The 25,488-nt window shown below is 39.0% G+C and carries 23 protein-coding genes; 14 read left to right on the forward strand and 9 right to left on the reverse strand.

The features are described 5' to 3' along the window. The first annotated feature begins 6 nt into the window (after positions 1-6). The 5 genes from F0919_RS02440 (at position 7) to F0919_RS02455 (ending at position 2,664) form a co-directional block, all read left to right on the forward strand. A complete protein-coding gene (locus F0919_RS02440) occupies positions 7-372 on the forward strand; it encodes a hypothetical protein (RefSeq protein WP_150031123.1) in 366 nt (121 codons plus the stop codon). A gap of 40 nt (positions 373-412) precedes the next feature. After that, positions 413-907 carry a hypothetical protein gene (locus F0919_RS02445; protein WP_150031124.1) on the forward strand — a complete coding sequence of 165 codons (495 nt, stop codon included), beginning with the start codon at positions 413-415 and terminating at the stop codon, positions 905-907. 326 nt (positions 908-1,233) lie between these two features. Next, on the forward strand, positions 1,234-1,407 hold the full coding sequence (locus tag F0919_RS18375; protein ID WP_190277233.1) for a hypothetical protein: 174 nt from the start codon (positions 1,234-1,236) through the stop codon (positions 1,405-1,407). Positions 1,408-1,427: 20 nt separating this feature from the next. Next, the gene (locus F0919_RS02450; RefSeq protein ID WP_150031125.1) at positions 1,428-1,895 is read left to right on the forward strand and encodes a DUF6843 domain-containing protein; all 468 of its coding nucleotides are present in this window, start codon (positions 1,428-1,430) and stop codon (positions 1,893-1,895) included. A gap of 169 nt (positions 1,896-2,064) precedes the next feature. Continuing rightward, positions 2,065-2,664 carry a DUF6843 domain-containing protein gene (locus F0919_RS02455; RefSeq protein WP_150031126.1) on the forward strand — a complete coding sequence of 200 codons (600 nt, stop codon included), beginning with the start codon at positions 2,065-2,067 and terminating at the stop codon, positions 2,662-2,664. Between the two features lie 68 nt (positions 2,665-2,732). Here F0919_RS02455 and F0919_RS02460 read toward each other — a convergent pair whose 3' ends face one another. After that, positions 2,733-3,596: a hypothetical protein gene (locus F0919_RS02460; protein ID WP_150031127.1), complete on the reverse strand. Its 864-nt coding sequence runs from the start codon at positions 3,594-3,596 to the stop codon at positions 2,733-2,735. Positions 3,597-3,674: 78 nt separating this feature from the next. Here F0919_RS02460 and F0919_RS02465 point away from each other — a divergent pair, with 78 nt between their 5' ends. Further along, positions 3,675-6,665 (forward strand): hypothetical protein, encoded by a 2,991-nt coding sequence (locus F0919_RS02465; RefSeq protein ID WP_150031128.1) that lies wholly within the window; start codon positions 3,675-3,677, stop codon positions 6,663-6,665. A gap of 15 nt (positions 6,666-6,680) precedes the next feature. On the opposite strand, the gene F0919_RS02470 is transcribed toward F0919_RS02465, so the two are convergent. Then, on the reverse strand, positions 6,681-8,741 hold the full coding sequence (locus tag F0919_RS02470) for a BatA domain-containing protein (protein ID WP_150031129.1): 2,061 nt from the start codon (positions 8,739-8,741) through the stop codon (positions 6,681-6,683). Positions 8,742-8,952: 211 nt separating this feature from the next. Here F0919_RS02470 and F0919_RS02475 point away from each other — a divergent pair, with 211 nt between their 5' ends. From F0919_RS02475 to F0919_RS02485, 3 genes are read left to right on the forward strand one after another with little or no spacing between them, the layout of a single operon-like run. Beyond that, positions 8,953-10,107, forward strand: a complete 1,155-nt coding sequence (locus tag F0919_RS02475) for a sensor histidine kinase (protein WP_150031130.1) — start codon at positions 8,953-8,955, stop codon at positions 10,105-10,107. A gap of 31 nt (positions 10,108-10,138) precedes the next feature. Continuing rightward, the gene (locus F0919_RS02480; protein ID WP_150031131.1) at positions 10,139-10,681 is read left to right on the forward strand and encodes a GNAT family N-acetyltransferase; all 543 of its coding nucleotides are present in this window, start codon (positions 10,139-10,141) and stop codon (positions 10,679-10,681) included. Positions 10,682-10,706: 25 nt separating this feature from the next. Continuing rightward, the gene (locus tag F0919_RS02485; RefSeq protein WP_150031132.1) at positions 10,707-11,465 is read left to right on the forward strand and encodes a helical backbone metal receptor; all 759 of its coding nucleotides are present in this window, start codon (positions 10,707-10,709) and stop codon (positions 11,463-11,465) included. A 4-nt stretch (positions 11,466-11,469) separates the two neighbouring features. On the opposite strand, the gene F0919_RS02490 is transcribed toward F0919_RS02485, so the two are convergent. Next, entirely contained in the window at positions 11,470-12,003 is a 534-nt protein-coding gene (locus tag F0919_RS02490) for a hypothetical protein (RefSeq protein WP_150031133.1), read from the reverse strand. A 62-nt stretch (positions 12,004-12,065) separates the two neighbouring features. Between F0919_RS02490 and F0919_RS02495 the strand changes: the two genes are divergently transcribed. Next, on the forward strand, positions 12,066-12,998 hold the full coding sequence (locus tag F0919_RS02495; RefSeq protein WP_150031134.1) for a beta-ketoacyl synthase chain length factor: 933 nt from the start codon (positions 12,066-12,068) through the stop codon (positions 12,996-12,998). A 181-nt stretch (positions 12,999-13,179) separates the two neighbouring features. On the opposite strand, the gene F0919_RS02500 is transcribed toward F0919_RS02495, so the two are convergent. Both F0919_RS02500 and F0919_RS02505 read right to left on the reverse strand, forming a co-directional pair. Beyond that, positions 13,180-14,946, reverse strand: a complete 1,767-nt coding sequence (locus F0919_RS02500; RefSeq protein WP_150031135.1) for a T9SS type A sorting domain-containing protein — start codon at positions 14,944-14,946, stop codon at positions 13,180-13,182. 294 nt (positions 14,947-15,240) lie between these two features. After that, positions 15,241-15,777, reverse strand: a complete 537-nt coding sequence (locus F0919_RS02505; protein ID WP_150031136.1) for a thioredoxin family protein — start codon at positions 15,775-15,777, stop codon at positions 15,241-15,243. A 133-nt stretch (positions 15,778-15,910) separates the two neighbouring features. Here F0919_RS02505 and F0919_RS02510 point away from each other — a divergent pair, with 133 nt between their 5' ends. The 4 genes from F0919_RS02510 to F0919_RS02525 all read left to right on the forward strand — a co-directional run bounded on the left by F0919_RS02510 (position 15,911) and on the right by F0919_RS02525 (position 19,485). Next, entirely contained in the window at positions 15,911-16,465 is a 555-nt protein-coding gene (locus tag F0919_RS02510; protein ID WP_150031137.1) for a UbiX family flavin prenyltransferase, read from the forward strand. Between the two features lie 108 nt (positions 16,466-16,573). Next, positions 16,574-17,689, forward strand: a complete 1,116-nt coding sequence (locus F0919_RS02515; protein ID WP_150031138.1) for a M42 family metallopeptidase — start codon at positions 16,574-16,576, stop codon at positions 17,687-17,689. Between the two features lie 34 nt (positions 17,690-17,723). Further along, positions 17,724-18,296 (forward strand): DUF4240 domain-containing protein, encoded by a 573-nt coding sequence (locus tag F0919_RS02520; RefSeq protein ID WP_150031139.1) that lies wholly within the window; start codon positions 17,724-17,726, stop codon positions 18,294-18,296. A gap of 169 nt (positions 18,297-18,465) precedes the next feature. Continuing rightward, positions 18,466-19,485, forward strand: a complete 1,020-nt coding sequence (locus F0919_RS02525; protein WP_150031140.1) for a bestrophin family protein — start codon at positions 18,466-18,468, stop codon at positions 19,483-19,485. A gap of 80 nt (positions 19,486-19,565) precedes the next feature. Here F0919_RS02525 and F0919_RS02530 read toward each other — a convergent pair whose 3' ends face one another. From F0919_RS02530 to F0919_RS02545, 4 genes are all read right to left on the reverse strand, one after another. Continuing rightward, positions 19,566-21,803, reverse strand: coding sequence for a Tex family protein (locus F0919_RS02530; protein WP_150031141.1), 2,238 nt, complete (start codon positions 21,801-21,803; stop codon positions 19,566-19,568). 157 nt (positions 21,804-21,960) lie between these two features. Beyond that, positions 21,961-22,524 (reverse strand): L-threonylcarbamoyladenylate synthase, encoded by a 564-nt coding sequence (locus tag F0919_RS02535; protein ID WP_150031142.1) that lies wholly within the window; start codon positions 22,522-22,524, stop codon positions 21,961-21,963. Positions 22,525-22,587: 63 nt separating this feature from the next. Next, entirely contained in the window at positions 22,588-24,858 is a 2,271-nt protein-coding gene (locus tag F0919_RS02540) for a zinc-dependent metalloprotease (RefSeq protein ID WP_150031143.1), read from the reverse strand. Positions 24,859-24,891: 33 nt separating this feature from the next. After that, the gene (locus tag F0919_RS02545; RefSeq protein WP_150031144.1) at positions 24,892-25,473 is read right to left on the reverse strand and encodes a hypothetical protein; all 582 of its coding nucleotides are present in this window, start codon (positions 25,471-25,473) and stop codon (positions 24,892-24,894) included. Positions 25,474-25,488: the final 15 nt, after the last annotated feature.

The raw sequence follows: 25,488 nt of genomic DNA on the forward strand, positions 1-25,488 counted from the left end.
TACTAAATGAAAAATAGAATAATATTATTTGGATTAACACTTATTACGTCCATAGCTTTTTTTTCCTGCGAGAATCAAATGAAATTTGATAAAGTAGCTTGGAATAAAAGTGATGATCCTGCCTTTCTTCCTCCTGCACGAAAAAGGATGTTAAAGGATTTACTTACAAACCATAAATTGATGGGCCTAAAATATTCACAATTAATTAATACATTGGGAGAACCAAATTACATTGATGATTCTTTATTAGGATATGGAATTATTGAAGATTATGGGAGTGATATTGACCCTGTTTATACGAAAACTCTTCAATTTACTATTTCTAAGGATTCTATTATAACTTCCTTTAAAGTAAGTGAGTGGAAGAAGTAACTATTACTGGTTATACATATCCTCAAAAAAGTCAATGATTATGTACAAACTTTTAAGCATAGCTTTCTTTTTTTTATTTATTCAGGCAAATGCACAAACAACTTATAAATACTATAACCCCAAGCATTTTAAGGGTTATAGTATTGTGTTTACAAAAGAATATAAAGCAAATTTCTTACTCCGAGAATTTAAAGAACAATTTACTCCTGCTAAAAAAGAAATTGATAGTGCCGAAGCTATCTTTATGAGAAGATATGATGTAGATATTAACAAAAAGGAAGCATACATATCGACAAATAATCCTGTAAAATTTTTTAAGTATTATTTACGCCAGTATATGGGTTTGATAAATCTTAATGATGAAAAGGTTATCCTCATTAAAATGTTGAACGTTCCTAAACCAAGACGTAAGACTATTGAGGAACATTACGAAAATTGGGAAAGCAAATATGTACTTGGCACCGGAGATTTTTATGAAAGAAATACGGTTCCATTTTTAGTCAATTTAACTACAGGAGAAATAAGTGTATTTTAGGTAATGTTTCAGAATTGGGTAATGTTTCAGAATTGGGTAATGTTTCAGAATTGGCCTTACTTAAAAATGGTATCATAAAATCCTTATTTTCAATAGAAACTAAAATGATTTTATAAATAAAAGGCAGATATAATTATCTGCCTTTTATAATTTCAGGTAATTTTTATAGCTGTAATGAAGATAAAAGTACCCTCATGTATGTGAGCTTGCCTGACAATTTATTTGTTGCAGAACATCCGTAAAAAAATAGTCTTATAATGGATTGTCCATTATAGTGGTATACTTCATTTTATGATTAATATTTTATACTTTAGGGTGTGATAAGCATGAGAAAGGATGTATGGTTTGATAACCTGAATGTGGAGAATTATCAAAGTGAAGTATTGGAAGAGGATCATTATTATCCGTTTGGGCTCATACTGATACAACCCTTAATAATCTACTTACAGGGCAGCCGAATAAGTATTAGTGTATTGAACTGGAAAAACAATTTCAAATAACAAGTCAAACTAATAAAAAGATGAAATTATTGTTGTCATTTTTTTTACTTATATCTCTCGCAAGTTGTATGGCACATGAGCCAGATATTTTTATTCTTCCAGATAATTTTAGAGGTGGTATTCTTATTATTTATAATCAAAAAAATGGAATAGCTCCTCAGTATCATGGAAAATCCAGAGTTTATGTAATTCCCAAAAATGGCATTTTGAAAACTCAGTTCCTAATGGATGAAGACTGGAAGCAATTACCACAATTCTATTACGTATCAATAAATCCACAAAATGAAATTCGTTATGTTGTTGATACAAAAAATACTCCAAAGAATGAAGTGATCGCCTATGGTAACAATTCAGGGACAGCTAATAAAGATTTTGCCGGGAAAAAAGTAGTAGAATTTACAATGTACTTCGTTGGTAATAACTCAGAAATTGACACGGCATATAATCGAATGCAGGAAATTGACATAGCGTCATTGGGCGAAGAATAATGTCATACAATCTTAGTTTTGATGCCACTTCTACTATGTTAAAAAAACAGTTGGATATTTTAAGGTTGTCGGGCTATTTAAACGTTTGCTGGTGTACATAGACAATCAGAGCATAGGCAAGGATGTATGATTTGATAACCTAAATATAGAGAATTATCAAAGCGAAGTATTGGAAGAGGATCATTATTATCCCTTCGGGTTGACGCTGAATACAACGTCAAACAACTTGCTGACAGGACAACTGTACAAGTATCAGGGTATTGAAGTGAAACAATTTCAAATAACAAGTCAAACTAATAAAAAGATGAAATTATTGTTGCCATTTTTTTTACTTATATCTCTTGCAAGTTGTACGGCACGTGAGCCAGATATTTTTATTCTTCCAGATAATTTTAGAGGTGGTATTCTTATTATTTATAATCAAAAAAATGGAATAGCTCCTCAGTATCATCGAAAATCCAGAGTTTATGTAATTCCTAAAAATGGTATTTTGAAAACACAATTTTCAATTGATTCTGATTGGTCAGCACTTCCTCAATTCTATTACTCGTCTATAAGTTCTGCTAATAGAATACGCTATGTTTATGATGCCAAGGAAATACCAGAAAATGATGTGATTGCTTTTGGAGGGAGCTCAGGTGTTGCAAACAAAGATTTGGCGGGAAAGCAGGTAATACGATTTGCAACTTATTATATTGGTAATAAATCGATCGTTGACACTGCATACCAGCGACTTGAAGATATAGATATTATTTCTTTAGCAGAATAAAGATATTTTCTCTTATTAGTTTTTAATGACCCTATGGAAATACTTATTGATTAGCTTTCCGCCGTCATTTACTTCCACCTTTTCCCGAAACTAAGCCCGACAAAAAAAGATGCCTGATAAGGATAGGCTTTGCGATCGGCAATTATTTCTATTTTAGAAGCATAGAAAGCGGCATTGGCGCCGATCATAATGGTCTTGATAAATGCTTTGGGCCTGTCGGGCTCTATGGCAAAATAAACTTCTCCGAATAACCCGGGAATGTATTTTATTTCTGTAAGCCCCTTGCTCCAACGCTCTTTACCAAGTATATTGCCTTGCTCTAAAAAATGAGCATCATTGCCGGTGCTGTATTTTTCCGATTGAATATGGGCAACCGGGTCAGGGTTATAATCCACATAAATAAGCTTTAAATAATAGGGCTTCATCATTGCAAGCGTGGGCCCGGCAATATACCTGAGGCTTACAGACAGATTACCGTCCATGAGTGAAGGAAACAGCATTTGCTCTTTACCATAACCCAGTTGCAATGTATATGCGTTGTTTACCTTACCAAAAATGTATGCGCCGGTTTTACCAAGGTAACTGTAGCTGGCATCTGTGCCTTGCTGTTTGATTTCCTTTTCCTGCCTTATCTCTGAAAAGTAAAGTTGCCATACCGTTCTGTTGCTGTGCTTTTGCTGAATTATATATTGCAATCCGCCGCTCCAGCCATTGGTATTGAGCCTGCCGGAAAGAGACAGGCCATAATTAAAGTTACTGTCAAGTCCCCATTTTTCGGCATGGCTTTTCCATTGCTTTACTTTATTCACCTTTTTGCTTCCTTCTTCCTTTACTTTTGTCAACTGCTCTTTACTTCCATCCCATATGCCTTGTTGGGCCGGGCTTAGAAACGGGATTAATAAAAAGGTGATTAACAGGGAATACTTAAACATGTTCTATGAAATATTTCCCGACAATGTTAAGGATTTTTAGATTTATTTAAGCATTTTTGTAAGAGTTACCCCTATTTTATGAATATTGTTACCGTCAGAGTGTTTTTTGTTTTAAGGTGCCTTTTTCTGTTTATTTGTTTTTATATAAGCAAGCCTGCTTTTGTTCAGAGTCAAACCACTGCTCCTTTTAACAGGTTTCAATATCATAATTATAAATGGAAGGTATTACGCACGCCATTATTCCAATTGTATTTTCCGCAGAGCTTTGACAGCCTTGCAAGCTTTGCTTCCGTTCAGCTGCCTGATGTTATTGCTGAAATAAAAACTGCTACTGCAACCGAAGTAAAGGCAGTTCCGAATCTTATTCTATATCCTTCCGTAAGCCAGTTATATGAATCCAACATCGGGATGCACCAGGAAGAGATACAAACATTTCCTACCATAAACCTGAAGGGCGACAGGGTCATGCTTGCTTTCAATGGCTCCTACGAAGATTTCAGATATGAGTTAAAAGCAGCCTGGATGCGGCTTTGCTGGGAAGAACAATTTAAGAATGATGCAGAACAGCAATTGACTAACCGGCAATCTTCCATACCACAATGGTTTAAGGAAGGCAGCATACATTGGTTCGCCTATGGCTGGGAAATAAAAGACGAAGCCTTATTGCAACAAATACTGGATAAGCCTTCCATTACTACATGGGAAAACTTAACTAAGGAGAATGCGACTATAAGCGGACAAGCGTTCTGTTATTTACTGACACACAGATACAGGGACGATGCGGTGATGCAATGTTTCTTTCAGATGCGGCAGGGAAAGTCATTGGCAAGGGCTGTACGGCTTGTTACAAAACATAGATTGGACAGCCTGACAAATGAATGCCTGCGTTATTTCAGGAGCCGTCGTTATACAAACAATGAATCAATAGTCAGTGCCGCTGATACGTTACAATCCTTCTTGGAAAAGCAATACAAAGGAAAATTATTTGCGCTGGAATATAATGGTGATAGTACGTTACTTGCTTTTGCGATAGAAAAATATAACCAGAGAACAATTTTTATCTTAAAGACAAAAGAAATATCCAATCCGAAATATAAAGCAACATCGTTTACGCATTACCTGTTACCCCCCTGGCAGCAACAGCATAATGATGATATTTACCCTTTATTAAAATGGCAGCACAACAACGCGCTGACTATAATCATGCCGGTGAAGGGACAGATAAAATTGCTTTCTTTTAATGAACAGGGAAGCCCCATAACGGACCGCACGCTTTACGGCATTGACGGCATCAATACCTTCACGCAATGGAACAGCAGCCAATGGCTGTTTTCAGCATACAGGCGAAGCAGAAGCGATATTATAAGTTATGATATCAATACATTGCGATATACGCCTGTCACAACGGACAATGCAGACCATACAACGTTTTCATTGAACCGGAGCGATAATAGTATTGCCTACCGTTCCGGATATCCTGCTGACAGCCTTTACCATAAAGATACATTGGCAAAGTCTTACGGCATCTACACAAAAGACCTGAATGTGCCTCTTAAAGAATCGGGGAAGACTAAAGATGTCCTGATTGCAAAAGATTCTGCCTATATGCATTGGTACAAGCCGGTGTACCAAACAGACGGCACACTCAGCATGGAAAACACAGCAACAGGTTTCCTGAAAACAAATGCCATACATTCATTAACTACAGAAGGCAACAGAAATGTAACAAGTCCCTGGGTAAGAGATTATTTAAAAGATTTAAAAACGAAGGATAGCATTAAAACATTGCTTGCGAAAGCCAGTAGCGGAGAGCCGTCTTTCCTGCAAGGCGTCTTGCAACCGGGCAATAGCAAAAAGGCTGCACAATTGCAAAAGGACAGCCTTCGGGAAGCAGCTGCTTATTCCTATAAAAAGCTGAGCCCCTATATACTTCAACTCCATAGCGCTTATTTCAGAGCAGCTATCAACAACGATTATTTCATTAACCGGTACCAACCCTTTCAGGCTTATCTAGGAACCTTTAAATTTCCGGAGGTGGGCGCTATGATTACCGGGGGGTTCAGCGATTTATTCGAGAATCATCAGTTCAATATCGGCTATCGCTTACCTGCGGGGACGGAGGGCAGTGATTTTTTTGTGCGTTATGAAAACTCCACAAAGAAAACGGACTGGCATGTGATGTTTTTCAGAAAAGTGGAAAGCCTGCAACCGGATCCGCAACGGGACTGGAAAGATGCCCAAGGCAACCCCTACCCTCTTGCAGCGAAAGTAAAGACGCATTATTATGAATTGGGTTTCCATACGCCTTTGCATTACGACTGGTCGTTGGATTATTCGCTTGCGGCAAGAAGGGACAGAACTATTTTTCTTGCTACTGACAGGTACAGCCTGAACTATGAAGCATTACAGTCGTGGTGGGGCATTGGCAATGTAGTGTTGAAAGCGCACAAGATGCGTCCGCTTATACCCTTGCTTGAAAAAGGCTGGGAAGGTAAAATTTTACTGGATGGCATGGCTTCTACCGGCAAACAAAGCACTGTTGTTTACGGAGGCCAGTTTAATTTCAGTTACAGCCAGCCTATTATTAAAAACATTACAATTGTGGCAAGGATACAAGGCGGGTACAGCGGCGGCCAGAGCAAGATACTTTACAATTTTGGCGGCATGGACAATAATATTGTAACAAGGGTCGATACTTCTGTTCATTTCGGCCAAAATGCGCCTTTTGCTTTTCAGACTTTAGTTACGCCATTTCGTGGTTATGAGCAGAACAGTATCTACGGCAGTCATTATGGATTGCTGAATCTGGATTTATACTTTCCTTTATTCAGAAGCCTGATTCCGTTGCACACTTCTTTTTCCTCGCTGAATAACCTTCAGATTGGCTTGTTTACCGATTTCGCAAAAGCAGGGGGAGCAACAGGCCTGCCGGAAAGCCCGTCCAATTTATCTTCTTTCGGTTTCAGTGTAAGGACAATGCTGGCCGGTTATCCGATACGTTTTGACATGGCATGGCCGGGGAATTTCAATAAAACACCGGTCTGGTATTTATCGCTGGCTTTGAAATAAATGAATGTTTTAAAATTATGCTGATTGCAGTGCAGCATCTTCGTTACTGATTTTCTTTTTTCTCAATAACATATACGTTTCTGCCGATAAGCAAAACAGGCCTAACATTACACAAATTTTCCAAAAAGGGAAAGGTGCTTTCGCTTCATTCCATCCGTTTTTAGCAATGCTCCTGTCATCAATCCAAAGAATTCTATTGGGCTTCAGCGCTGTTTCTACGTCGCTCTTTGAGGCGTATTCCAGTACGGATTCCGTACGCATGGCATTCACGCCAATATGAACGGTATCCTTGCTTGCCTCACTGTGAAGCCTGTAAAAACCGGCTTCGTTAACGGCTTTGTTGATAAACAATTCTACGCCAATGCCGGAAGGGCGTTGTGAAGGAATCGCGTCAAAACTATTTTGTGAAAGATGCCATACTTTTCTGTCATCAGAACCTTCTACCGGAAGCCACAAAGGCTGCATGCTACCGATATTCAACGCAAACATATTGCCGGAACCGCTCTGAATGGCCATTTTATACAATATCGGAACAAAGAAATAGCTTACTGCAAAATTCGAGCTGCGGTCATCCAGGGGGGAAGCACAGATATACATTTTGCCTTGTCCCAATGAATACTGTGCCAGGAAGGGCTTTCCATCCCGGAAGGTCATTAAGGATTGCTGATTGGCGGTTAAGGACGCATCAATAGGATAGCGTTCTACCGTAGTCGGCAGCTGGACATTGTCGGGAATTTTTTCAAATAAATCCTGCAGCAAAGGATGTGCTTCCTGCATGCTTACCACTTGCTGTTGTGCGGTATCTATTTTCTCCAGGGCAATATCGCCCCAGGCCTTTAATGACTGATTAAAACTTTCCACATTGTTGATGGCCCCGGGAAACATCAATACATTTTGTCCCCGTTGCAAAGCCGCGGCAACAGCGGTTTGCAATCCTGCCGGAATGCTTCCTATATTCTGCAATATTATCAGGCCATATTGCTGCCAGTCATCTTTCTGAATACCGGATGCATTCTCTTCTTTAACTTTAAATCCTTCATAGGTTCTTAATGCTGTTTGCAGAAAGGGATTAATTCCATTTTCCGTAACAACCAAAACAGACATTTCAGGAGCCGTGCGGGCCGCAATCCTGAAGGTATCATCAAAAGATACAGGATGGTCCTGCAGGGACAAAGTAATATCCTGCCATCCGCCGGAAGAAAGCTGTAAGGCAAGCGTGTCCGTCCATTCCTGCCGCTCTCCCGTTTCAATATTGCTTACTGCCCTCACCTGATTGCCAATGCTTATCTGAAGGTTACTTGATTTATTGTTATTGACGCCACTCTGCCTCACTTTTACAACCAAAGGATTCGGCTGACGATTATCAATATTTGGTGATAAAAAATAAGCGGTATCGATGTATAAATTGGAAGGTTTATTTGCTGCTAATGGATAAAAATATACGGCTTTCAATTCAGGTAATGATACTTTTGCGACATTATCTAAAAAGGTTTTCTTTTGCAAATCCGTAAAGCAATATAAATTCCAGTTTTCATTTTTCTCATTTGATTCCGCTGCATTCAGACTGTTCATTAGTTGAGACAAAGAGAATAGTTGCGCAGTCGGCCGTATTTCCTGCAAAGCCTGCAATGCTTCATTTTTCAGCATAGGCCGCATAGCCGATTTCTTATTATTGCTTATCAAAACAAATCTTGCATTTTCGACGGAGGATTCTATAAGCTGGCGTGCTTTATGTTTAGCTAATTGCAACAGGTTTTCCTGCCCGTTGCCGATAGTCATGCTGTAAGAATTATCAATATAGATGGCTGTAATATCTTTGCTTTTATCATTTTTCAATGCCCCGAAATAAGGCTGTGCAAAAGCCAGGATAACTGCGGCAAGAAACAACATCCGTAATAATAATAACCGCCAGTTGCGAATTTTGGACTGACGCTTGGTAGAAAGCTGGATATTGCGTAGAAAACGGGTATCCGGAAAATCAATCCGTTTGTATCTCCTCAGATTAAACAGATGGATCATTACCGGTATTGCAAGCGAAAGGCCTGCCAATAAAAACAAGGGGAATAAGAAGCCCATAGCTTCAAAAATAGGTTTAAAATTTCATTTCCGAATTTCAAAACCCAAAAAATAAAATCCCGTATTTCAATAACAAATTCTAAAACCCCGGATCAAATGACAAATTCAAAATTTCAGATTTCGGATTTCAAAAACAGGTAGCAGCGAGTACCTGAGCTCCGATTTCTAATTTCCCAAATATCCGATAACGTTTTTTGCCTATTTTTGAGCCATGCGTCAATACCTGCATTGGAAAACATACCTTGTCATATTTGCCCTGAGCATCGTCGGCCTTGCCTTATATTATTTCAATCAGGTGGCAAAGGATGTGGCTGTTGAAGAGCAAAACAGGGTAATCATGCTTGTGGAAGCCATTAAAACGGTAGCTATAGCGGCCCCTACATCTCAAAGCGATGTTACCTACGCCACAAAAATGATTGATGAAAACAAAACAATTCCTTTGTTCATTACAGATGAGCATTTCAAAATTATTGACACCAGAAATTTAGATTCCACCCGTTTACGCGACGATCCCCAATATTTAGAGCGGAAGTTTAATCAATTTAAATCGCTGCATCCCCCTATTCCATATGATTACAGTACACCGGGCATGAACGGCAAGGGTTACCTTGTTTATGGCGATTCCAACCTCTTAAACAGGCTTCGGTATTATCCTTTGCTGATACTTGCCATTACCTTCTTGTTCGGGTTAATTGTGGTGATTGCGATATCCAATGCACAACGCAGTTTGCAAAATCAGGTATGGGTGGGTATGTCAAAAGAAACGGCACATCAGATCGGTACGCCATTGACTTCCATTGTGGCATGGATGGAATTATTAAAAGAAACGGAAAGCAACAAGGAATGGATTGCAGAAATGGAAAAGGATGTTTCAAGATTGCAATTGATTGCAGATCGTTTCTCAAAGATTGGAAGCATACCACAATTGAAAGAAGAAAATCTGGCCACGCGCCTTCAGGCTATGGTAGAGTATATGCGTATGCGTAAACCTAAAAAGGTAACGATTGATTTTGAGCACAACGAAGATGATGTGCAGGTTCTTTTAAGCGGCCCGTTATTTGACTGGGTAATTGAAAACCTGATGCGGAATGCATTAGATGCAATGGAAGGAGAAGGCCGGATTTTCATTAAATTAGTCAATCAACCGAGGGTTGTAACCATTGATGTCTGCGACACAGGTAAAGGCATTCCGAAAAATAATTTCAAAAAAGTCTTTGCACCGGGTTTTTCTACCAAGCAACGTGGCTGGGGGCTTGGGCTTTCTTTAGCCAAACGGATTATTGAGAAATATCATAATGGCAATATTTTTGTAAAATCGTCGGAATCAGGTACCGGCACTACTTTCAGAATTATATTCAGGAGATAATTCCATCAGGGAATAAAAGGCAATGCTTCAAATGACACATAGCGACAAAAATGCTGAAATACTTATCAGGCCTGCAACAGAGGATGATTTAGCGGAGATATTATATATTTATAACGATGCCATTTTAAATACGACTTCGGTATATAATTATCTGCCGCACACGCTGGAAATGCGTAAGGAATGGTTTCTTCAAAAACAACAAGAGGATTTTCCGGTGTTGGTGGCCGAACAAAAAGGCATTGTTACAGGATTCAGTACTTATGGACATTTCAGGGCATGGGCGGCTTATAAATATTCAGTTGAGGTTTCGGTATATATTCATCCGGAATACAGAGGCAAGGGTATCGCCAAATTGCTCTATCCGCCATTGTTTCAGAAAGCAAAAGAACAGCAATTACATGCATTGATGGCAGGGATTGATGCGTCCAATATTGCCAGCATCAGGCTTCACGAACAATTTGGCTTTAAAACAGTTGGATTATTTAAAGAGGTGGGCTACAAATTTGACAAATGGCTTGACCTGCAATTCATGCAATTATTGCTGGAAACGCCCGAACAACCTGTTTCGAAATAACGTTCTGCGTTTTATTTTTATATCGATGATTTTACAGAGGCCTTCATTATCTTATATACCTAAACGGATTGTTTCATTAGTCCCGTCTCAAACTGAATTATTATTCGATTTAGGATTGGAAGATGAAACCGTTGGCATTACCAAGTTCTGTGTGCATCCTGAAAAATGGTTCAGGACCAAGACAAGAGTTGGCGGCACCAAGACTATAAATATAGAGAAAATTAAATCGCTACATCCCGATTTAATTATTGCCAATAAAGAAGAGAATGTAAAAGAACAGATTGAAGCTATAAGTATGATTGCGCCGACATGGATAAGCGACATTCAAAATCTTGATGATGCCCTGCAAATGATAAGCGATATAGGTCAACTTACAAATAAGGTATCCGAAGCCAATAGGGTCGTTACTGAAATTGAAAGCGCTTTTGGAAATATAAATATTGATAAGACAAGCCACAGCAAAGCTTTATACCTCATCTGGCGCAAACCCTGGATGACAATAGGGAAAGATACTTTCATTCATGCCATGCTTGAAAAACTTAACTTAAAAAATGCTTTTGAACATCTGAGCAGATATCCTGAATTGTCCGATGACGACATCCGCAACAGTAATGCATCATTGGTCTTACTATCATCAGAGCCTTATCCTTTTAAGGAAAAACATATAGCAATGATACAGGAACTACTGCCTGAAGCTAAGATTGAATTGGTGGATGGGGAAATGTTCAGTTGGTATGGCAGCAGGCTTCTAAAAGCGCCGGTTTATTTTGAATCATTGTTCTGATAATTTAAAAATACCCGAAATAAATCTTTGAATAAGTGCTGTATTCGATATTGATTTCGTCGCCTTCATCAAATTTCTCAAAATCATCTTTACTCACTTCAATGCTCAATTTTGTTTTGGAATCAATAAAAAAATGATAAGAATCATTGCTGCTGATATGTTGTTTCCTTTCAATAACGGCCTGTTCAACCGATTTTAAATTACGCTTTATATCCTTTGTAAGTTTCCATAATGTACGGCGATAATAAACAGCACTGGAAATGGCTACAACCAGTAGTAATACAATCATAGCGATGATATAATTCCACACAAAATCAGGGTCATTCTTATCCTCAATCTCCCTTAACATAGGTGTCAGTTCAGACCGTTTTAAAGATTCCAGTGTAATGCCCATACAACAAGGAATAATAACAAAAATTACAGAAAGATTACGTATCACCCTTGCAAGCAAACGCTTCTCCTTTATTGCTTTTTCCTGCAAAAAAGAAAGCTCCGCAGCTTCCATGGGTTCTTCATATCTGTAATTAAATCGGCTCATCTGATATTTGCTTAGCCAAAGTAGTTCAAAAAAATTATTTTTGAAACTTATTCGGCATTCAAATGTACATCAACAGTTTCTGTAGCATCACATCAGCAGGCATTATAAACCAATATTCCGCAACAAAAGAATTGCAACCGTTAAAAGCTGCAAAAGTTCTTATTGTTGAACCGGATTATAAGGATTTGATTGCACCTATGCAGTTAAGGCGTATGAGCAAACCCATCCGTACCGGAGTGGCGGCAGCAAAACTTTGTATGCAATCGCATCATAATTTCATGCCGGCATCCATTCATGTGGGAACGGCTTACGGTATGTTGGATGATTCTGAAATTTTCCTCAAAAAAATGCTGGAGCAAGAGGAACAGATGCTGAATCCTACCGCATTTATACAATCAACACATAATACGGTAAGCGGGCAAATAGCATTATCCATCGGTTGTACGGCACATAATATGACTTTTGTACACAATGCTCATTCTTTTGAAAATGCTTTGCTGGATGCCGCTTTGTTTTTAAATGACATGGACGATGATGGTAATATTCTCATAGGCGCTGTTGAAGAATGTACGGATACGAGCTATGAAATTATGAAACGTTTTGATGTTTATAGCTCGACAACCGCTGCGGGAGAAGGAGCTACTTTCTTTGCTCTTTCCAAAAATAAAAAGACAGAAAGTATTGCAAAAATTAGTGCATTTGAAATATTCAAGGCAAAAGATGCGACAATGCTTGAAATAACCCTGAATAACCTTACGGAAAAGCATGAAGCTGCGGCAGGAGATTTATTTATCGGGGGAACAGATGCGAGCTTAAGCCAATCAATATTCAATAGTGCTGAAACCTATCAGCAATATTCCGGCAAATATGCTACCATGTCGGCCTTTGGACTTGCGTATGCTTGTTTGAAATTAAAAGAATCCGACAAGGAGAAATGTTGGTTATTGAATCAATCCGGCAATTATTACAGCCTGATTTCATTGTCGAAGATTTAATTTAATTCTTCAAGTCAAAATTCATAGAAAAGGACATGCTATAAAAAGCGTTCCCAGACTAGTTTTATTTACGCGTATGGTACAAGCTGTTTAAAACAGATTTGAATAAAGGCCAATTCAGGCTATTTGATAATTGCTTTAGAATTGTATTCAGGCTTTACGGTACTACACAATTCTGCAATCACCTTTTAACCAGTTTTTGCCGTAGTAAAATGCCTTTCTGCGGTTGGTTTATAGTGAAAACATAGATACCTGCCTTAATAAGTCCGACATAAATTGAGATGCCATCATGATAAAGGCTATGGATAATAGCACGGCCATGTACATCGCTGATAGTGATTTCAGACCCGTCTAACAATTGTGCAGCACCGATCGTTTTTATGTTCAGGTAATCGTCAGCCGGATTAGGATATATTGTGATGATAGAAGAAGCGCTTTCCTGTTCGGAAACACGGGTAGGCATATCAAAAAGAACAGGCGGGCATGGGGAAGGGCTGTTCATGATAACAGTGTCCTCCGGACAACGACGGCCGAGGCTATCCATCAGGATAAGCCACCCGTAAAGATTTCCGTTATTAGGTTGTGTAGACAAAAAGGGATCATAGAAGCCATTGTATTCGCCTCCGGCTAAGATGCCGTCTCTGCCTGGCGTCAGGCTCAGGCCGAAAAGGGAATGACCAACGTACGAACCCCCGTTTTGCTGCCTGGTATAATGCATCGGTTCCCTATACCATTTTATATTGCCCAAACTATCCGACCGGAATACAGCTGCATGTTCCTCATAAGTAACACCATTCTGTTTCATCTTAGATACCAGACCTGACATGATGAGATCGCCATTTGCCGCTGTCTGAATTTGCCGCCCATAGTTATAATTATAGTCGTTGTAGGGTTGATATTGCTTTGTCCAGATAGTATCGCCCTGTTCATCCAGTTTGCCATAATAGAAAGCATACTGCGAATCCCATTCCTGGCCAACGGTTTCAAAGAACTTATATGGTGTTGACGATATAAAATAATATCCGTCAGGCGCAGGCGAGATGTCGAAGGAACTGGAAGGCGAACTCGGTTCAAGTGCAGGATGATTTGATAATGATTCCCGCAACTGTAAAGATTTTTGCCAGATTTCATTTCCGGCACTGTCTGTTTTTAATATATAAGACGTCCATCCTAAATCCAGCGTCATGGCTATGGTATATGTGGCTTGATCCGCACTAACCAGCAATTTTACAGGAAAAGTACCATCTGCGACTGACCTTATTCCATGAAAGGATTTGTGCCATAAGAGTTGCCCGTCACTATTGAATTTGCAAAGCCAGAAATAGGTGGAATCCGGTATGAAAGTCGTTCCCGATGCATTTGTAGCAATCTCGCCGGTTACTGTTGATTCATAGCCTATACCTAATATCTCGTGATTTTGTGTTACAGCCAGGCCCCGTATTACGCGATCAACCAAGGTATCTTCGATGATCACTGTTTTAATGGAATCCCCGCTGCTGTTAAAAAAGTGGATATATGGCTGAATGAGCCCGCCTGCCCATGCCCTTTTATTTATATACAGACCTTGCCCTGCCATGACATACATCTCGTTGTTTATCTTTTGCACATTACTATATCCCAAAGTATTATGATCAACGCAATCGTCGAGATTAATATGTCGCTGCATTAATTTGTGGCCCTCAAGATCGTAAATACTGAGTAGTGATTCATATACCCGCAAACCCCAGTTGTTGAACCGTTCCGAATTGCCTGTTGTTATCAATTTGGCAGAATCGGCCAAGACACTGAAATTCCACATTCCAACCTCACCGTAAGGTGTCTCATAAACCCGGTCAACAAGATTAAATCCCTGTGCAAATAAGCAACTACTTTTGGCCGGTAAAATAATGAGCAGTAAGATTGATAGTAGCCGCTGCGCCGCTACAGGGCTGACGAAAGACTTTTTCATGGTAGTTCCGTGGATTTAGGACTACTAAATTACATTCTTTACAGTGTATGGTGCCGGGCTGCCAAATGTTCATCGTAATTTAACATCGCAATGTAAGCAATTCGTGAACGAAGCAGTTTGGCAAACGTCAAAAAAAATAAATTTTTATTCTGTAATTGGACTTGTGATTATGAAGTGTTCGGTTAACCACTTCATTCATAAATAAACTAAAAAACAGTTCATATAAAAAGTTATCAATACATTTTGAGAACTTTTAAAAAGTGGACAACGCTGCGTCAGTTATTAAATGATATATTAGTTAGGCTTCCATGCCGGTTTAAAATCATGTTGCCATTCATTATATTCTTTTGTATGATTATAATTACCTGCAAAGTATTTCAGGATTCCTTCCATCTGGTATAATGGTAAATATCCGGGAACAGGCTGAGCCTCTTTGAAACCTTCATCCATAAAAACCGTCGTAGGAAAAGACATGCTGCCTTTCAAAAGTGCAACTGCCAACTCGTTTGACCTTTTTTCCGCAGAATAATTCCATACACGGCCCACAAAATTTATTGGTGTTTTTTGCTCTGCATCAAACTTAACGGCATAATAGTTTTCATTTACAAAATCAATCAGGGAATCATTTGTATAAACCTCTTTGTCCAAACGCTTGCACCAACCGCACCATGTTGTATAAACATCCACAATAACTTTTTTAGGCTTTTCTTTCATCTTGGCTTCTGCCTGTTCAAAAGTCATCCAATGAATTTCATGCTCTTTTTTATCACTTGCAAAAGAACAGGAATTGAAAAGGCTCGCTATTATAACTATGAAAAAATATTTACGCATTACTATCTATTTTATAAAATAATCAACATTCTTAAAGCAATCTTCATTGCAGAAAAGACATAAAAATTAAAGAAAATGCAATTTACTGATAAGATGCCTTAGTTTTGCCTTCTTAACAAAATGAAAAGCAATTATGAAGATTGCAGTAGCGGTGACAGGAGCAAGTGGTTCTATTTACGCGTATCAATTGCTGAAGAAGTTGGAACAAATGCAGGACCAGGTTTCGGAGGTCAGCATTGTATGGAGCGATAATGCAAAAACTGTATGGAAAGAGGAATTGAATAATAATGCTTATGAAAATTTCCCTTTCAAAGTCTGGGAAAAAAATAATTTTTATGCCCCTTTTGCGTCCGGCAGTTCCGATTATAAAGCATTGATCATTTGTCCTTGCAGCATGGGAACATTAGGAAGAATTGCCGGCGGCATCAGCGATAACCTGACGACAAGAGCTGCAGACGTAATGTTGAAAGAAAGACGTAAATTGATTTGTGTTATCAGGGAAATGCCTTACAATCTTATTCACATCAACAACATGAAAACTGTAACGGAAGCGGGCGGCATCATTTGTCCCGCATCGCCTTCCTTCTATCATAAACCACAAAATATGGAAGAAGCTACGCAAACAGTGGTGGACAGGATTATCAATTTAACAGGGCTTAATGCAAATGGTTATAAATGGGGAGGATAAGTTTGAAAACACCAAAACTCAAATTCCCAAAACCAATGCAGCAGTTAACTAAGCGAAGTCAAAATCTAAATTTCTAATATCTAAGTCTGATATCTAACATCTTAAATAATGGCTAAAAAAGAAAACAAAAAAGAGCAAAAACATATTCCTGTAGTCAATAAAAAATCATTGGCTTTCTTTGAAAAATACATCAACAATGCCGCACCAACGGGCTTTGAGAGTGAAGGACAAAAGTTGTGGCTGGAATACCTGAAGCCTTATATCGATACGCATTATGTTGATAACTATGGAACTGCTGTCGGCATTATCAATCCTGATGCGAAATACAAAGTAGTGATAGAAGCGCATGCGGATGAAATTTCATGGTTTGTAAATTACATTACCAAAGATGGCTTAATCTATGTAATCCGCAATGGTGGCTCCGACCATCAGATTGCTCCTTCTAAGCGCGTGAATATTCATACAGATAAAGGCATTGTAAAAGCAGTATTCGGCTGGCCCGCCATACATACACGCGCCGGAGAAAAAGAAGAAGCGCCGACATTGAAAAACATCTTTATTGATTGTGGCTGTGTTACAAAGGAAGAGGTGGAAGCATTAGGCATTCATGTTGGTTGTGTGATTACTTACGAAGACGAATTCATGGTATTGAACGACCGTTATTATGTAGGGCGGGCACTGGATAACCGCGCCGGTGGCTTTATGATTGCCGAAGTGGCACGTTTGTTGCACGAAAACAAAAAGAAATTACCATTCGGTTTATACATTGTCAATTCTGTTCAGGAAGAAATCGGTTTACGTGGTGCAGAAATGATTGCAAATTATATCAAGCCAAATGTGGCAATCGTAACAGATGTTACACACGATACTTCCACTCCGATGATTAATAAAATCACGCAAGGTGATTTATCAAGTGGTAAAGGACCTGTAGTTTCTTATGCACCTGCCGTACAAAATAATCTGAACAGGCTTTTAATTAAAGCGGCAGAAGATAACAATATTCCATTCCAGCGTCAGGCTTCTTCGCGCTCTACAGGAACTGATACAGATGCTTTTGCCTATTCAAACGGAGGTGTGCCAAGCGCCTTGATTTCATTGCCTTTACGCTATATGCATACAACGGTGGAGATGGTTCATAAAGAAGATGTAGATAATGTGATTCATTTGATTTATCATTCCTTATTGAGCATTAAAGACGGACAGGATTTCAGATATATCAAATAAAATTCCAAAACTCAAATCCCAAAATTCAAACATAATGAACGAACAAATTTTCTGGGACCTTATTGAAAAGGCAAGAAAAAGCACTGCTGCAAATTTTGAAACACAATGTGTGAACCTTACGGAGTTTTTAGTGCAAGCGCATACTCCTGAAGAAATCATTGCATTTGAACATATACTGAGGGAGAAAATAGAAGAAGCTTCTTCATGGCCTATTATGGCTGCAACCTTTGTTGTTTGTAGTTTTATTTCTGATGATACTTATGAAGACTTCCGTGCATGGATTGTGGGGCAAGGCAAAGATAACTTCGAAAAGATACTCAGGGATCCTAACGAAATCTGCAATATCATAAAACCTTCCAGAGACCTGGAACTTGATGGCGAATACATGCTCTTCGTTGCTGCGAATGCTTATCTTGAAAAAACAGAAAGTGACGATGAAGAAGCATTTTATGAATTGATTGAGCATCCGGCGGAGAAAGAGATTGTTCAGAAATGGCCGGAATCAAAGAATGAATATCGCAAAATGTTCCCGAGATTGTATGATGCTTTCTGGAATGAAGACCGTATCCAGCAAAAATTAGAAGAAGCTGAAGAAGAGGAAGATTAGGACAAAAAACAAAAATCAGAAAGGCAAAAACCAAATATGAAAAGGCAGAAAGTCAATGACTTTCTGCCTTTTCATATTTTCTATCATGCTATTATTTAAAAAAATTAAAGTACTATTTTTATAAGCTCAATAGCGGTTTCATTTTGACTGCAAATAATCGTTTATAATTATGCACGCCGGCAAAAGATATACCTTAAAGCAATTTTTATTCTGGACAAGAAGGGATATTTACATCCTTATAATTTTTGCAACCATACCAACAAGTCTGTACTTTTTCCTCGATTGGAAATGGCTGGCTATCCCATGGGTGCCGATTGCGTTGATTGGTACGGCCGCCGCTTTTATCGTTGGTTTCAGAAATACACAGACTTATAATCGTTTATGGGAAGCCAGGCAAATTTATGGCGCCATAGTCAATACAAGCCGCTCCTGGGGCTTATTGGTAAAAGATCAGATTGCTGTTAATTTACCCGAATCAAAACAAAAGGAAATACACCAACAACTTATTTACAGACATATTGCATGGCTTACCGCAATGCGCTACCAGTTGCGTGTCAGCAAAATATGGGAGAACATAAAGGATAAACCATCAAATATTGAGTATAGTAACTTCTATAAAGTGGAAGAATGGGAAGGTAATATGGAGGATGCAATTAAGTCATTTTTAAGCATCGAAGAACAACAATACGTCCTTTCCAAAAAGAACAGGGCCACACATATCATCAGTCTCCAGTCAAAACATCTGAAAGAATTGAGAAAGCAGGAACTGATAGAACAGCTGAATTATATAGAGTTGGAAGCCTTGCTGATAAACCTTTACGAGCAACAAGGGAAATGTGAAAGAATAAAGAACTTTCCTTACCCGCGTCAGTTTGCGACGATCAACCAAATGTTTATCAGGCTGTTCATGTCCCTTATCCCTTTCGGGACATTAAACGAATTCAGCAAGTTGAGCAAAGATTACGGTGAGTGGTTTATATGGCTTACCGTACCTTTCAGCGTAACTGTTGCATGGGTTTTTCTTGCTATGGAAAGAATCGGAGAGAGTACGGAGAATCCATTTGAAGGCGGAGCAAATGATGTTCCTATTACTTCTATGAGCAGGACAATCGAAATTGATTTAAGAGAGATGCTGGATGAAACACAGTTGCCACCAGCTATTGAACCGATGAATGATATTTTGATGTAAAACTGTCAATTCTGGCAACCGTAAAAATAGCTTTGTCAACTTTTAAAAAGTTGACAAAGCTTTATACAATATAGCAACAATTATTTCCCAAACTTCTTTCTCAACAAACTCAAAGCATCATGGATATTATCGCTTGACGCAGCGGCAGCTTTGGGCTTGTCGTCATTAGAGCGCTTGCTACGCGGCACCTGAGCAGGTGGCTCCTGTGTTTGTTTGATAGATAATGCAATGCGCTTTCTTGGGATATCAACTTCCGTTACTTTCACCATCACTTTATCATTCAACTTCAAAACTTCACCCGGATCAGTGATGTATTTATGCGCTATTTCAGAAACATGCACCAGTCCATCTTGCTTAACCCCGATATCGACAAAAGCACCGAAGCGCGTAAGGTTCGTAACCTGTCCGGGAATAATCATACCTACATGCACGTCTTCAATACCGTAAATATTGGCAAATTCAAATGCCTGCGCTTCACTGCGGGGATCCAATCCCGGTTTCTTCAACTCTTTTAAAATATCCTGCAAGGTATGCACACCAACTGTTTCCGTAGCGTATTGCTTAACCTCAATATTATTAATCACAGTTTCATTTCCTATCATTTCATTTAAAGCAACGCCACAATCTTTTGCCATTTGTTCTACTACTTTATAAGCTTCCGGATGCACGCCACTTGCATCTAAAGGATGGTCGCCGTCATTAATCCTTAAGAACCCTGCACATTGCTCATAAGCTTTGTTACCAAGTCTTGCCACTTCCAACAACTGCTTGCGGTTACTGAAGCGTCCTTTCTCTTTTCTGTAATTAACAATATTTTCTGCAATGGAAGTACCGATGCCACTCACATAACTCAACAGATATTTACCGGCAGTATTCAGGTTTACACCCACCGCATTCACACAACTTACAACAGTCTGATCCAGCTTGTCTTTCAAACGGATTTGATTAACATCATGCTGATACTGCCCTACCCCGATGCTTTTAGGGTCAATCTTTACCAGTTCAGCCAGGGGATCCATCAGTCTGCGGCCAATACTTACTGCACCACGAACGGTAATATCGTAATCAGGAAATTCTTCGCGCGCAATTTCCGAAGCGGAATAAATAGAAGCACCGTCTTCATTTACTAAGAAAACCGGCAAGCCGGTATTCAGCTTTTTAATGAATTGTTCTGTTTCTCTTCCTGCAGTACCGTCGCCAATTGCAAATGCTTCGATATTGTATTCCTGAATGTATTTCCTGATTTTATGCTCTGCATCAGTCAATTTAAAGTTCTGTTCATGCACGTAAATCAGGTCATTCTTTTGCAATTCACCCTTTTCATCAAGGATCACGACTTTACAACCTGTTCTGTAACCCGGGTCAATAGCCAAAATCCTTTTAGTACCTAATGGAGATGAAAGTAATAACTGGCGCAGGTTTTCGGCGAAAACACTAATTGCTTCCTCATCCGCCTTTGTCTTCAAAGCCATTCTGAATTCACTTTCAAGGCTTGGTTGCAACAAGCGACGATAAGCATCCTTTATAGCTTTCTTTACTTGCTCAGCGGCATCATTATTAGCTGTAACAAACTGCTTTTCTATTTTCAATAAAGCTATTTCTTCTTCAGGCGCAATATTCATCCTTAAAAAGCCTTCCATGAAACCACGCATGATGGCCAACATACGATGAGATGGTATTTTTGAAACGGGCTCGGAGAAATCAAAATAGTCTTTGTATTTAATGCCTTCTTCTTCTTTACCACTTAAAATCTTTCCCTGAACAGTCGCCGTATCTTCAAATAACTTACGCATTTTAGCACGTACTTCCGCATCTTCATTCACCATCTCTGCAATGATGTCCCTTGCTCCCTGCAAAGCTGCGGCATCATCGGCAACTTTATCGTTTATAAAAGTAGCTGCAGTAGCATTCACATCCATTGTGCCCTGCTCCAAAAGCAATAATGCCAATGGCTCCAGGCCATTTTCCCTTGCTGTCTGCGCTTTGGTTTTTCTCTTTGGTTTATATGGAAGATAGATATCCTCTAATTGGTTGAGTGTAGTGGCTTCATTGATTTTAGCTTGCAAAGCTTCCGTCATTTTATCCTGTTCCGTAATTGTCTTTTCAATAAACGCTTTACGGTCTGAGAATTCCTGCTGAAACTTAGCTTCATCCTGAATAGCTTGTATCTGAACTTCATCCAAAGCACCGGTTTTATCTTTACGGTAGCGGGCTATAAATGGGATGGTAGCGCCTTCGGCCAATAATTCAAGAACAGCAATGACCTGTTTCTCAGGTATGGATAATTTACCTGCAACAGGGTTTGAAAATGCAATCATATATTCATTAAAAAAGTTAAAAGTAAAACTTAAAAAAATCCTGCTTTGAAATTTCAAATTCCAAAAAACAAATTCCAAAATTTGAAAAAATTGCAATTAGATTATTCAAATCCGGAATCAATTAAAGGATGGCGAAGGTAACAAAATCGTGAAGGAATTATTTACGGATATATTCAAATCGGCCATCTTCTTTTATTCTTAATATCTGTGATGGCGTAACTCCGGAAACCTCATCCATGCGATGTTTCACTATATAATCAACGCCATTTTTTATCTCATCCGAAACATCATTGAAAGACTGAGGAGATGGCATGCCGGAAATATTGGCAGAAGTGGAAACCAATGGCTTTTTTAATCTTTTAATCAGCATTTTACAAAAAGGATCTTTTGTAATTCTTATTGCAATTGTTCCATCAGTATTTATAAGATTGCCCGGTAATCCTATTGCCTGTTCATATATAACAGTTGTAGGTCTTTCAAATTCACTGATTATATGAACAATATCAGGATGCGGATTGGCAACGTACTTAAAAATATCTTTTGCTTCAGCCAATAATATAATCAGGCTTTTTGAATCGTCTCTTTGTTTTAATGCATAAATATTTTTAATCGCTGCTGCGTTTGTGGCATCACAACCAATACCCCAGATGGTATCGGTAGGATATAAGATAATGCCGCCCTTATTTAATATTTCTAATGCGCTGTTTACTTCCGTGTTCATAACAAAAATAAAACCTGTAAGCTTTGACGCTAACAGGTTTTATGGTTCAAAATTAAGGAATTTCTATTGTAAGGTAATAGACTTTACTGCTTTTGCTCCGGAGTGAGTATCATTCAATTGCAGATAGTAAATACCTCTGCTTAGGTTTCCGACAGGAATGGCACTATTCTGCGTCATAAATCCGGACCATATTTTTTGACCTAAAACATTGTATAAACTTAGCGACAATACAGAACCTGAAGTATTTTTAATATTAATCAAATCCTTTGCAGGATTAGGATACACGCTTATGCCATTATTTAATGCTACATCACGAATACCTACCCCATTAGCAGGATCGTATATTTTAAAATTAGTTTGGGAAACATTAAAGAAAATATTCCCCGCTCCCTTTACTTTCACTCTTGCAGTTACAGTTGCGGTATCAGGTAAGGCTATTGTTTCGGAGCCATCATTCGGAACCCCTGTTGCAAGGGTAAAAGGATATGTAAAACCACCATCTACTGAAAGAAATATATCAACATTAGCTGCATTAACCGGCGCCATATCTGTATTAGCAACATTCCATGTAACAGTAGCGTTTCCTCCTCTCGGGAAAGAATCGGCTGCTAATGCAGGAAAGGTAACGACAAAGGGGCCGGCAGAATCCAATACATTCACATGCAATTCGTCTTCTGAAATATTAAATGTTCCGAATCCTTCATAAATGCTTCTGGCTGTAACTTTAAAATCCAATGGCCTTGAAACCGCAGGCATACGCATGCCTACATCAGATAAATTCCCGATAATCACATTTTCAATCTGAGGGAATACTCTTACAGTTTCCATACTTGGTGTAAAACTGCGAAAGCATGGCCCATCAGTATATGATGCAGATGCATCTTCTGTCTCACCGAAATTACCAAGGTTCCATTGCTCCCAGCAATAAGATATAGTATCTGTAGAATCGGTTACAGCTAAAGGAGAAATGAGTTCAAATGGTGTTCCGATTGGAATAAAAAAAGTATCCGCAATTGCCGGTAATACCGGGGCAGAAACACCTGTTTGCGTAGCGGCACATGCAGTTGCCTGTGTTGTCACAAAATCTGAAATCTGATCTAAGCTTTTTGCGTGAAAGTAAGCATCACTATGCTCCTGAATGTCATCATTGAAACAAATACCGGCATAAGCCATAATGGTTGTACCGCTTCCCGGTTCAAAGGCTGCATTATCTGCTCCATTACCCTGACAAGATCCATCATTACTGTTAAACGTATGTTCTGCGCCGAACTGATGCCCCATTTCGTGAGCTACATAATCTACATCATAAGCATCGCCTACCGGATTGGGTGAACCCGTTACGCCTCTGGCTTTATTATTATTGTTGCTCTTGCAAACACAGCCAAGCTGGGCAATGCCGCCACCGCCTGTACTGAAAATATGCCCGATATCATAATTGGCACTGCCAATCACAGTGCCGGTATTACTTGCATTTTGCCCTAACAATGTACCTCCGTTATTATTTGCAGTAAAGGGGTCCGTGTTAGGATTCAAATAAATCAGGTTATTTTGATTAGCGATAAACTGCATACTTATTCCAAGGTCTCTTTCATAAATTCCGTTTACACGATTCATAGTAGTAGTCATAGCGCTTAATACACTCAATGTAGAAGGGTTTGCGCCACCTACCGCCTGTGCATATTCACCTGTGCATGACAATGCCAATCTATATGTTCGCTGCGTGGTTCCGAATTGTTTGGCTCCCAGATGTGGCAATTCACCGTCTATTTGTTCCGGAAGGTTACCATTTGCATCAGCAATCTCATTGTTGTCTACAGCACACGCCATCCTGATGTTGATGTTGCGATGGTAATCCTTTTTATAGTAAACCATATAGTAGCCATCCAAAGCATCGGTATATGGATCAACGAAAAAAGTCCGGTTGCCATTAAAAACCATTGCATGAAAACCGTTTGATGTAAAATCAAGCTTTGCAGTCACTTGCGGATTATCCAAAGCTTCTGCAGTGAAAGTTTCAATTTCCGGATATCTTTCCTGAAGCGTTTTCTCCATCATGGAGGTTTTCCATATTTTGAATGTATGGTAAGCACCATCCGGAGTTGGCAGTTGTATGGTCTGCTCTTTACCCGGCTTCGAACTCAAACCGTGTAAAAACGACCGCAGGTTTTGGTTATTTGCTGAAAAAATCCTGTAATTATCAGGAATTATTGACTGTTTACCTGTTGACGGTGCGTAATGACCATCGAAAGTTTTAAAGTATTGTTGTCCATGTGTAACGCTGATGCTTCCAATGGTCAACATTATACTTAACCCTAAGCTTTGGATTTTTTTCATAAAAAAAATAAGTAAATAATTGCTTTAATAATTTCACCTCGTTAAACGGGACGACCCGTTGTTATCTGTTTTTTTAAATAATAAATAATACACTTTGTTTTTCACCTTGTAAGGAGCATATAAGTAATTGATGCCGTTGCAAATAACAGAAATATTCATCGAGGTTCCGTCATAATCAAACCTCACTGTGTTATACTTGTTTTTTACATCAAAACCTTTGAGAGAAACGATTTCAGGGTATTTATCATTCAGCTCTTTCGACAATGTACCGGAATTCACAACTTTAAAAGTAAGACAATCAAGTACACCCCTGGCTGAATCTATAAAGGGCAGTGTGATAGTTCCGCCGTTTTTCCTCAATAAAGTCAAATTACTGTTCAGGTTTGAGGAGACGACTTCGAAAACGATATATTTTTTCGGCAATTTCAGATTACCGCTTTTTGCCGGAAACTTTATTGACTGAGGCTTATCGATCCAATTCCATTGAATAGAATAATTACCTGATTTTTCAGAACAGTAAAGCGCTTTCGTCTTTTCCTGTCCGATTGCAAAAAAACTGCAACATACCAGCAGACTCACACCAAGCAACAAATAACACAGGTTTCGATTACGCATGTTGCGAATTTAAGT

The organism is Taibaiella lutea, assembly GCF_008629695.1.
GTDB lineage: Bacteria > Bacteroidota > Bacteroidia > Chitinophagales > Chitinophagaceae > Taibaiella > Taibaiella lutea.

What these genes read in the sequence shown, in the direction of transcription:
- F0919_RS02530 (WP_150031141.1), bottom strand. Translation starts at nt 21,803, where the DNA reads ATGATTGCATTTTCAAACCCTGTTGCAGGTAAATTATCCATACCTGAG.
- F0919_RS02440 (WP_150031123.1), top strand. Translation starts at nt 7, where the DNA reads ATGAAAAATAGAATAATATTATTTGGATTAACACTTATTACGTCCATA.
- F0919_RS02485 (WP_150031132.1), top strand. Translation starts at nt 10,707, where the DNA reads ATGATTTTACAGAGGCCTTCATTATCTTATATACCTAAACGGATTGTT.
- F0919_RS02480 (WP_150031131.1), top strand. Translation starts at nt 10,139, where the DNA reads ATGACACATAGCGACAAAAATGCTGAAATACTTATCAGGCCTGCAACA.
- F0919_RS02500 (WP_150031135.1), bottom strand. Translation starts at nt 14,946, where the DNA reads ATGAAAAAGTCTTTCGTCAGCCCTGTAGCGGCGCAGCGGCTACTATCA.
- F0919_RS02490 (WP_150031133.1), bottom strand. Translation starts at nt 12,003, where the DNA reads ATGAGCCGATTTAATTACAGATATGAAGAACCCATGGAAGCTGCGGAG.
- F0919_RS02540 (WP_150031143.1), bottom strand. Translation starts at nt 24,858, where the DNA reads ATGAAAAAAATCCAAAGCTTAGGGTTAAGTATAATGTTGACCATTGGA.
- F0919_RS02470 (WP_150031129.1), bottom strand. Translation starts at nt 8,741, where the DNA reads ATGGGCTTCTTATTCCCCTTGTTTTTATTGGCAGGCCTTTCGCTTGCA.
- F0919_RS02505 (WP_150031136.1), bottom strand. Translation starts at nt 15,777, where the DNA reads ATGCGTAAATATTTTTTCATAGTTATAATAGCGAGCCTTTTCAATTCC.
- F0919_RS02510 (WP_150031137.1), top strand. Translation starts at nt 15,911, where the DNA reads ATGAAGATTGCAGTAGCGGTGACAGGAGCAAGTGGTTCTATTTACGCG.
- F0919_RS02520 (WP_150031139.1), top strand. Translation starts at nt 17,724, where the DNA reads ATGAACGAACAAATTTTCTGGGACCTTATTGAAAAGGCAAGAAAAAGC.
- F0919_RS02465 (WP_150031128.1), top strand. Translation starts at nt 3,675, where the DNA reads ATGAATATTGTTACCGTCAGAGTGTTTTTTGTTTTAAGGTGCCTTTTT.
- F0919_RS02525 (WP_150031140.1), top strand. Translation starts at nt 18,466, where the DNA reads ATGCACGCCGGCAAAAGATATACCTTAAAGCAATTTTTATTCTGGACA.
- F0919_RS02445 (WP_150031124.1), top strand. Translation starts at nt 413, where the DNA reads ATGTACAAACTTTTAAGCATAGCTTTCTTTTTTTTATTTATTCAGGCA.
- F0919_RS18375 (WP_190277233.1), top strand. Translation starts at nt 1,234, where the DNA reads ATGAGAAAGGATGTATGGTTTGATAACCTGAATGTGGAGAATTATCAA.
- F0919_RS02545 (WP_150031144.1), bottom strand. Translation starts at nt 25,473, where the DNA reads ATGCGTAATCGAAACCTGTGTTATTTGTTGCTTGGTGTGAGTCTGCTG.
- F0919_RS02450 (WP_150031125.1), top strand. Translation starts at nt 1,428, where the DNA reads ATGAAATTATTGTTGTCATTTTTTTTACTTATATCTCTCGCAAGTTGT.
- F0919_RS02535 (WP_150031142.1), bottom strand. Translation starts at nt 22,524, where the DNA reads ATGAACACGGAAGTAAACAGCGCATTAGAAATATTAAATAAGGGCGGC.
- F0919_RS02515 (WP_150031138.1), top strand. Translation starts at nt 16,574, where the DNA reads ATGGCTAAAAAAGAAAACAAAAAAGAGCAAAAACATATTCCTGTAGTC.
- F0919_RS02495 (WP_150031134.1), top strand. Translation starts at nt 12,066, where the DNA reads ATGTACATCAACAGTTTCTGTAGCATCACATCAGCAGGCATTATAAAC.
- F0919_RS02460 (WP_150031127.1), bottom strand. Translation starts at nt 3,596, where the DNA reads ATGTTTAAGTATTCCCTGTTAATCACCTTTTTATTAATCCCGTTTCTA.
- F0919_RS02475 (WP_150031130.1), top strand. Translation starts at nt 8,953, where the DNA reads ATGCGTCAATACCTGCATTGGAAAACATACCTTGTCATATTTGCCCTG.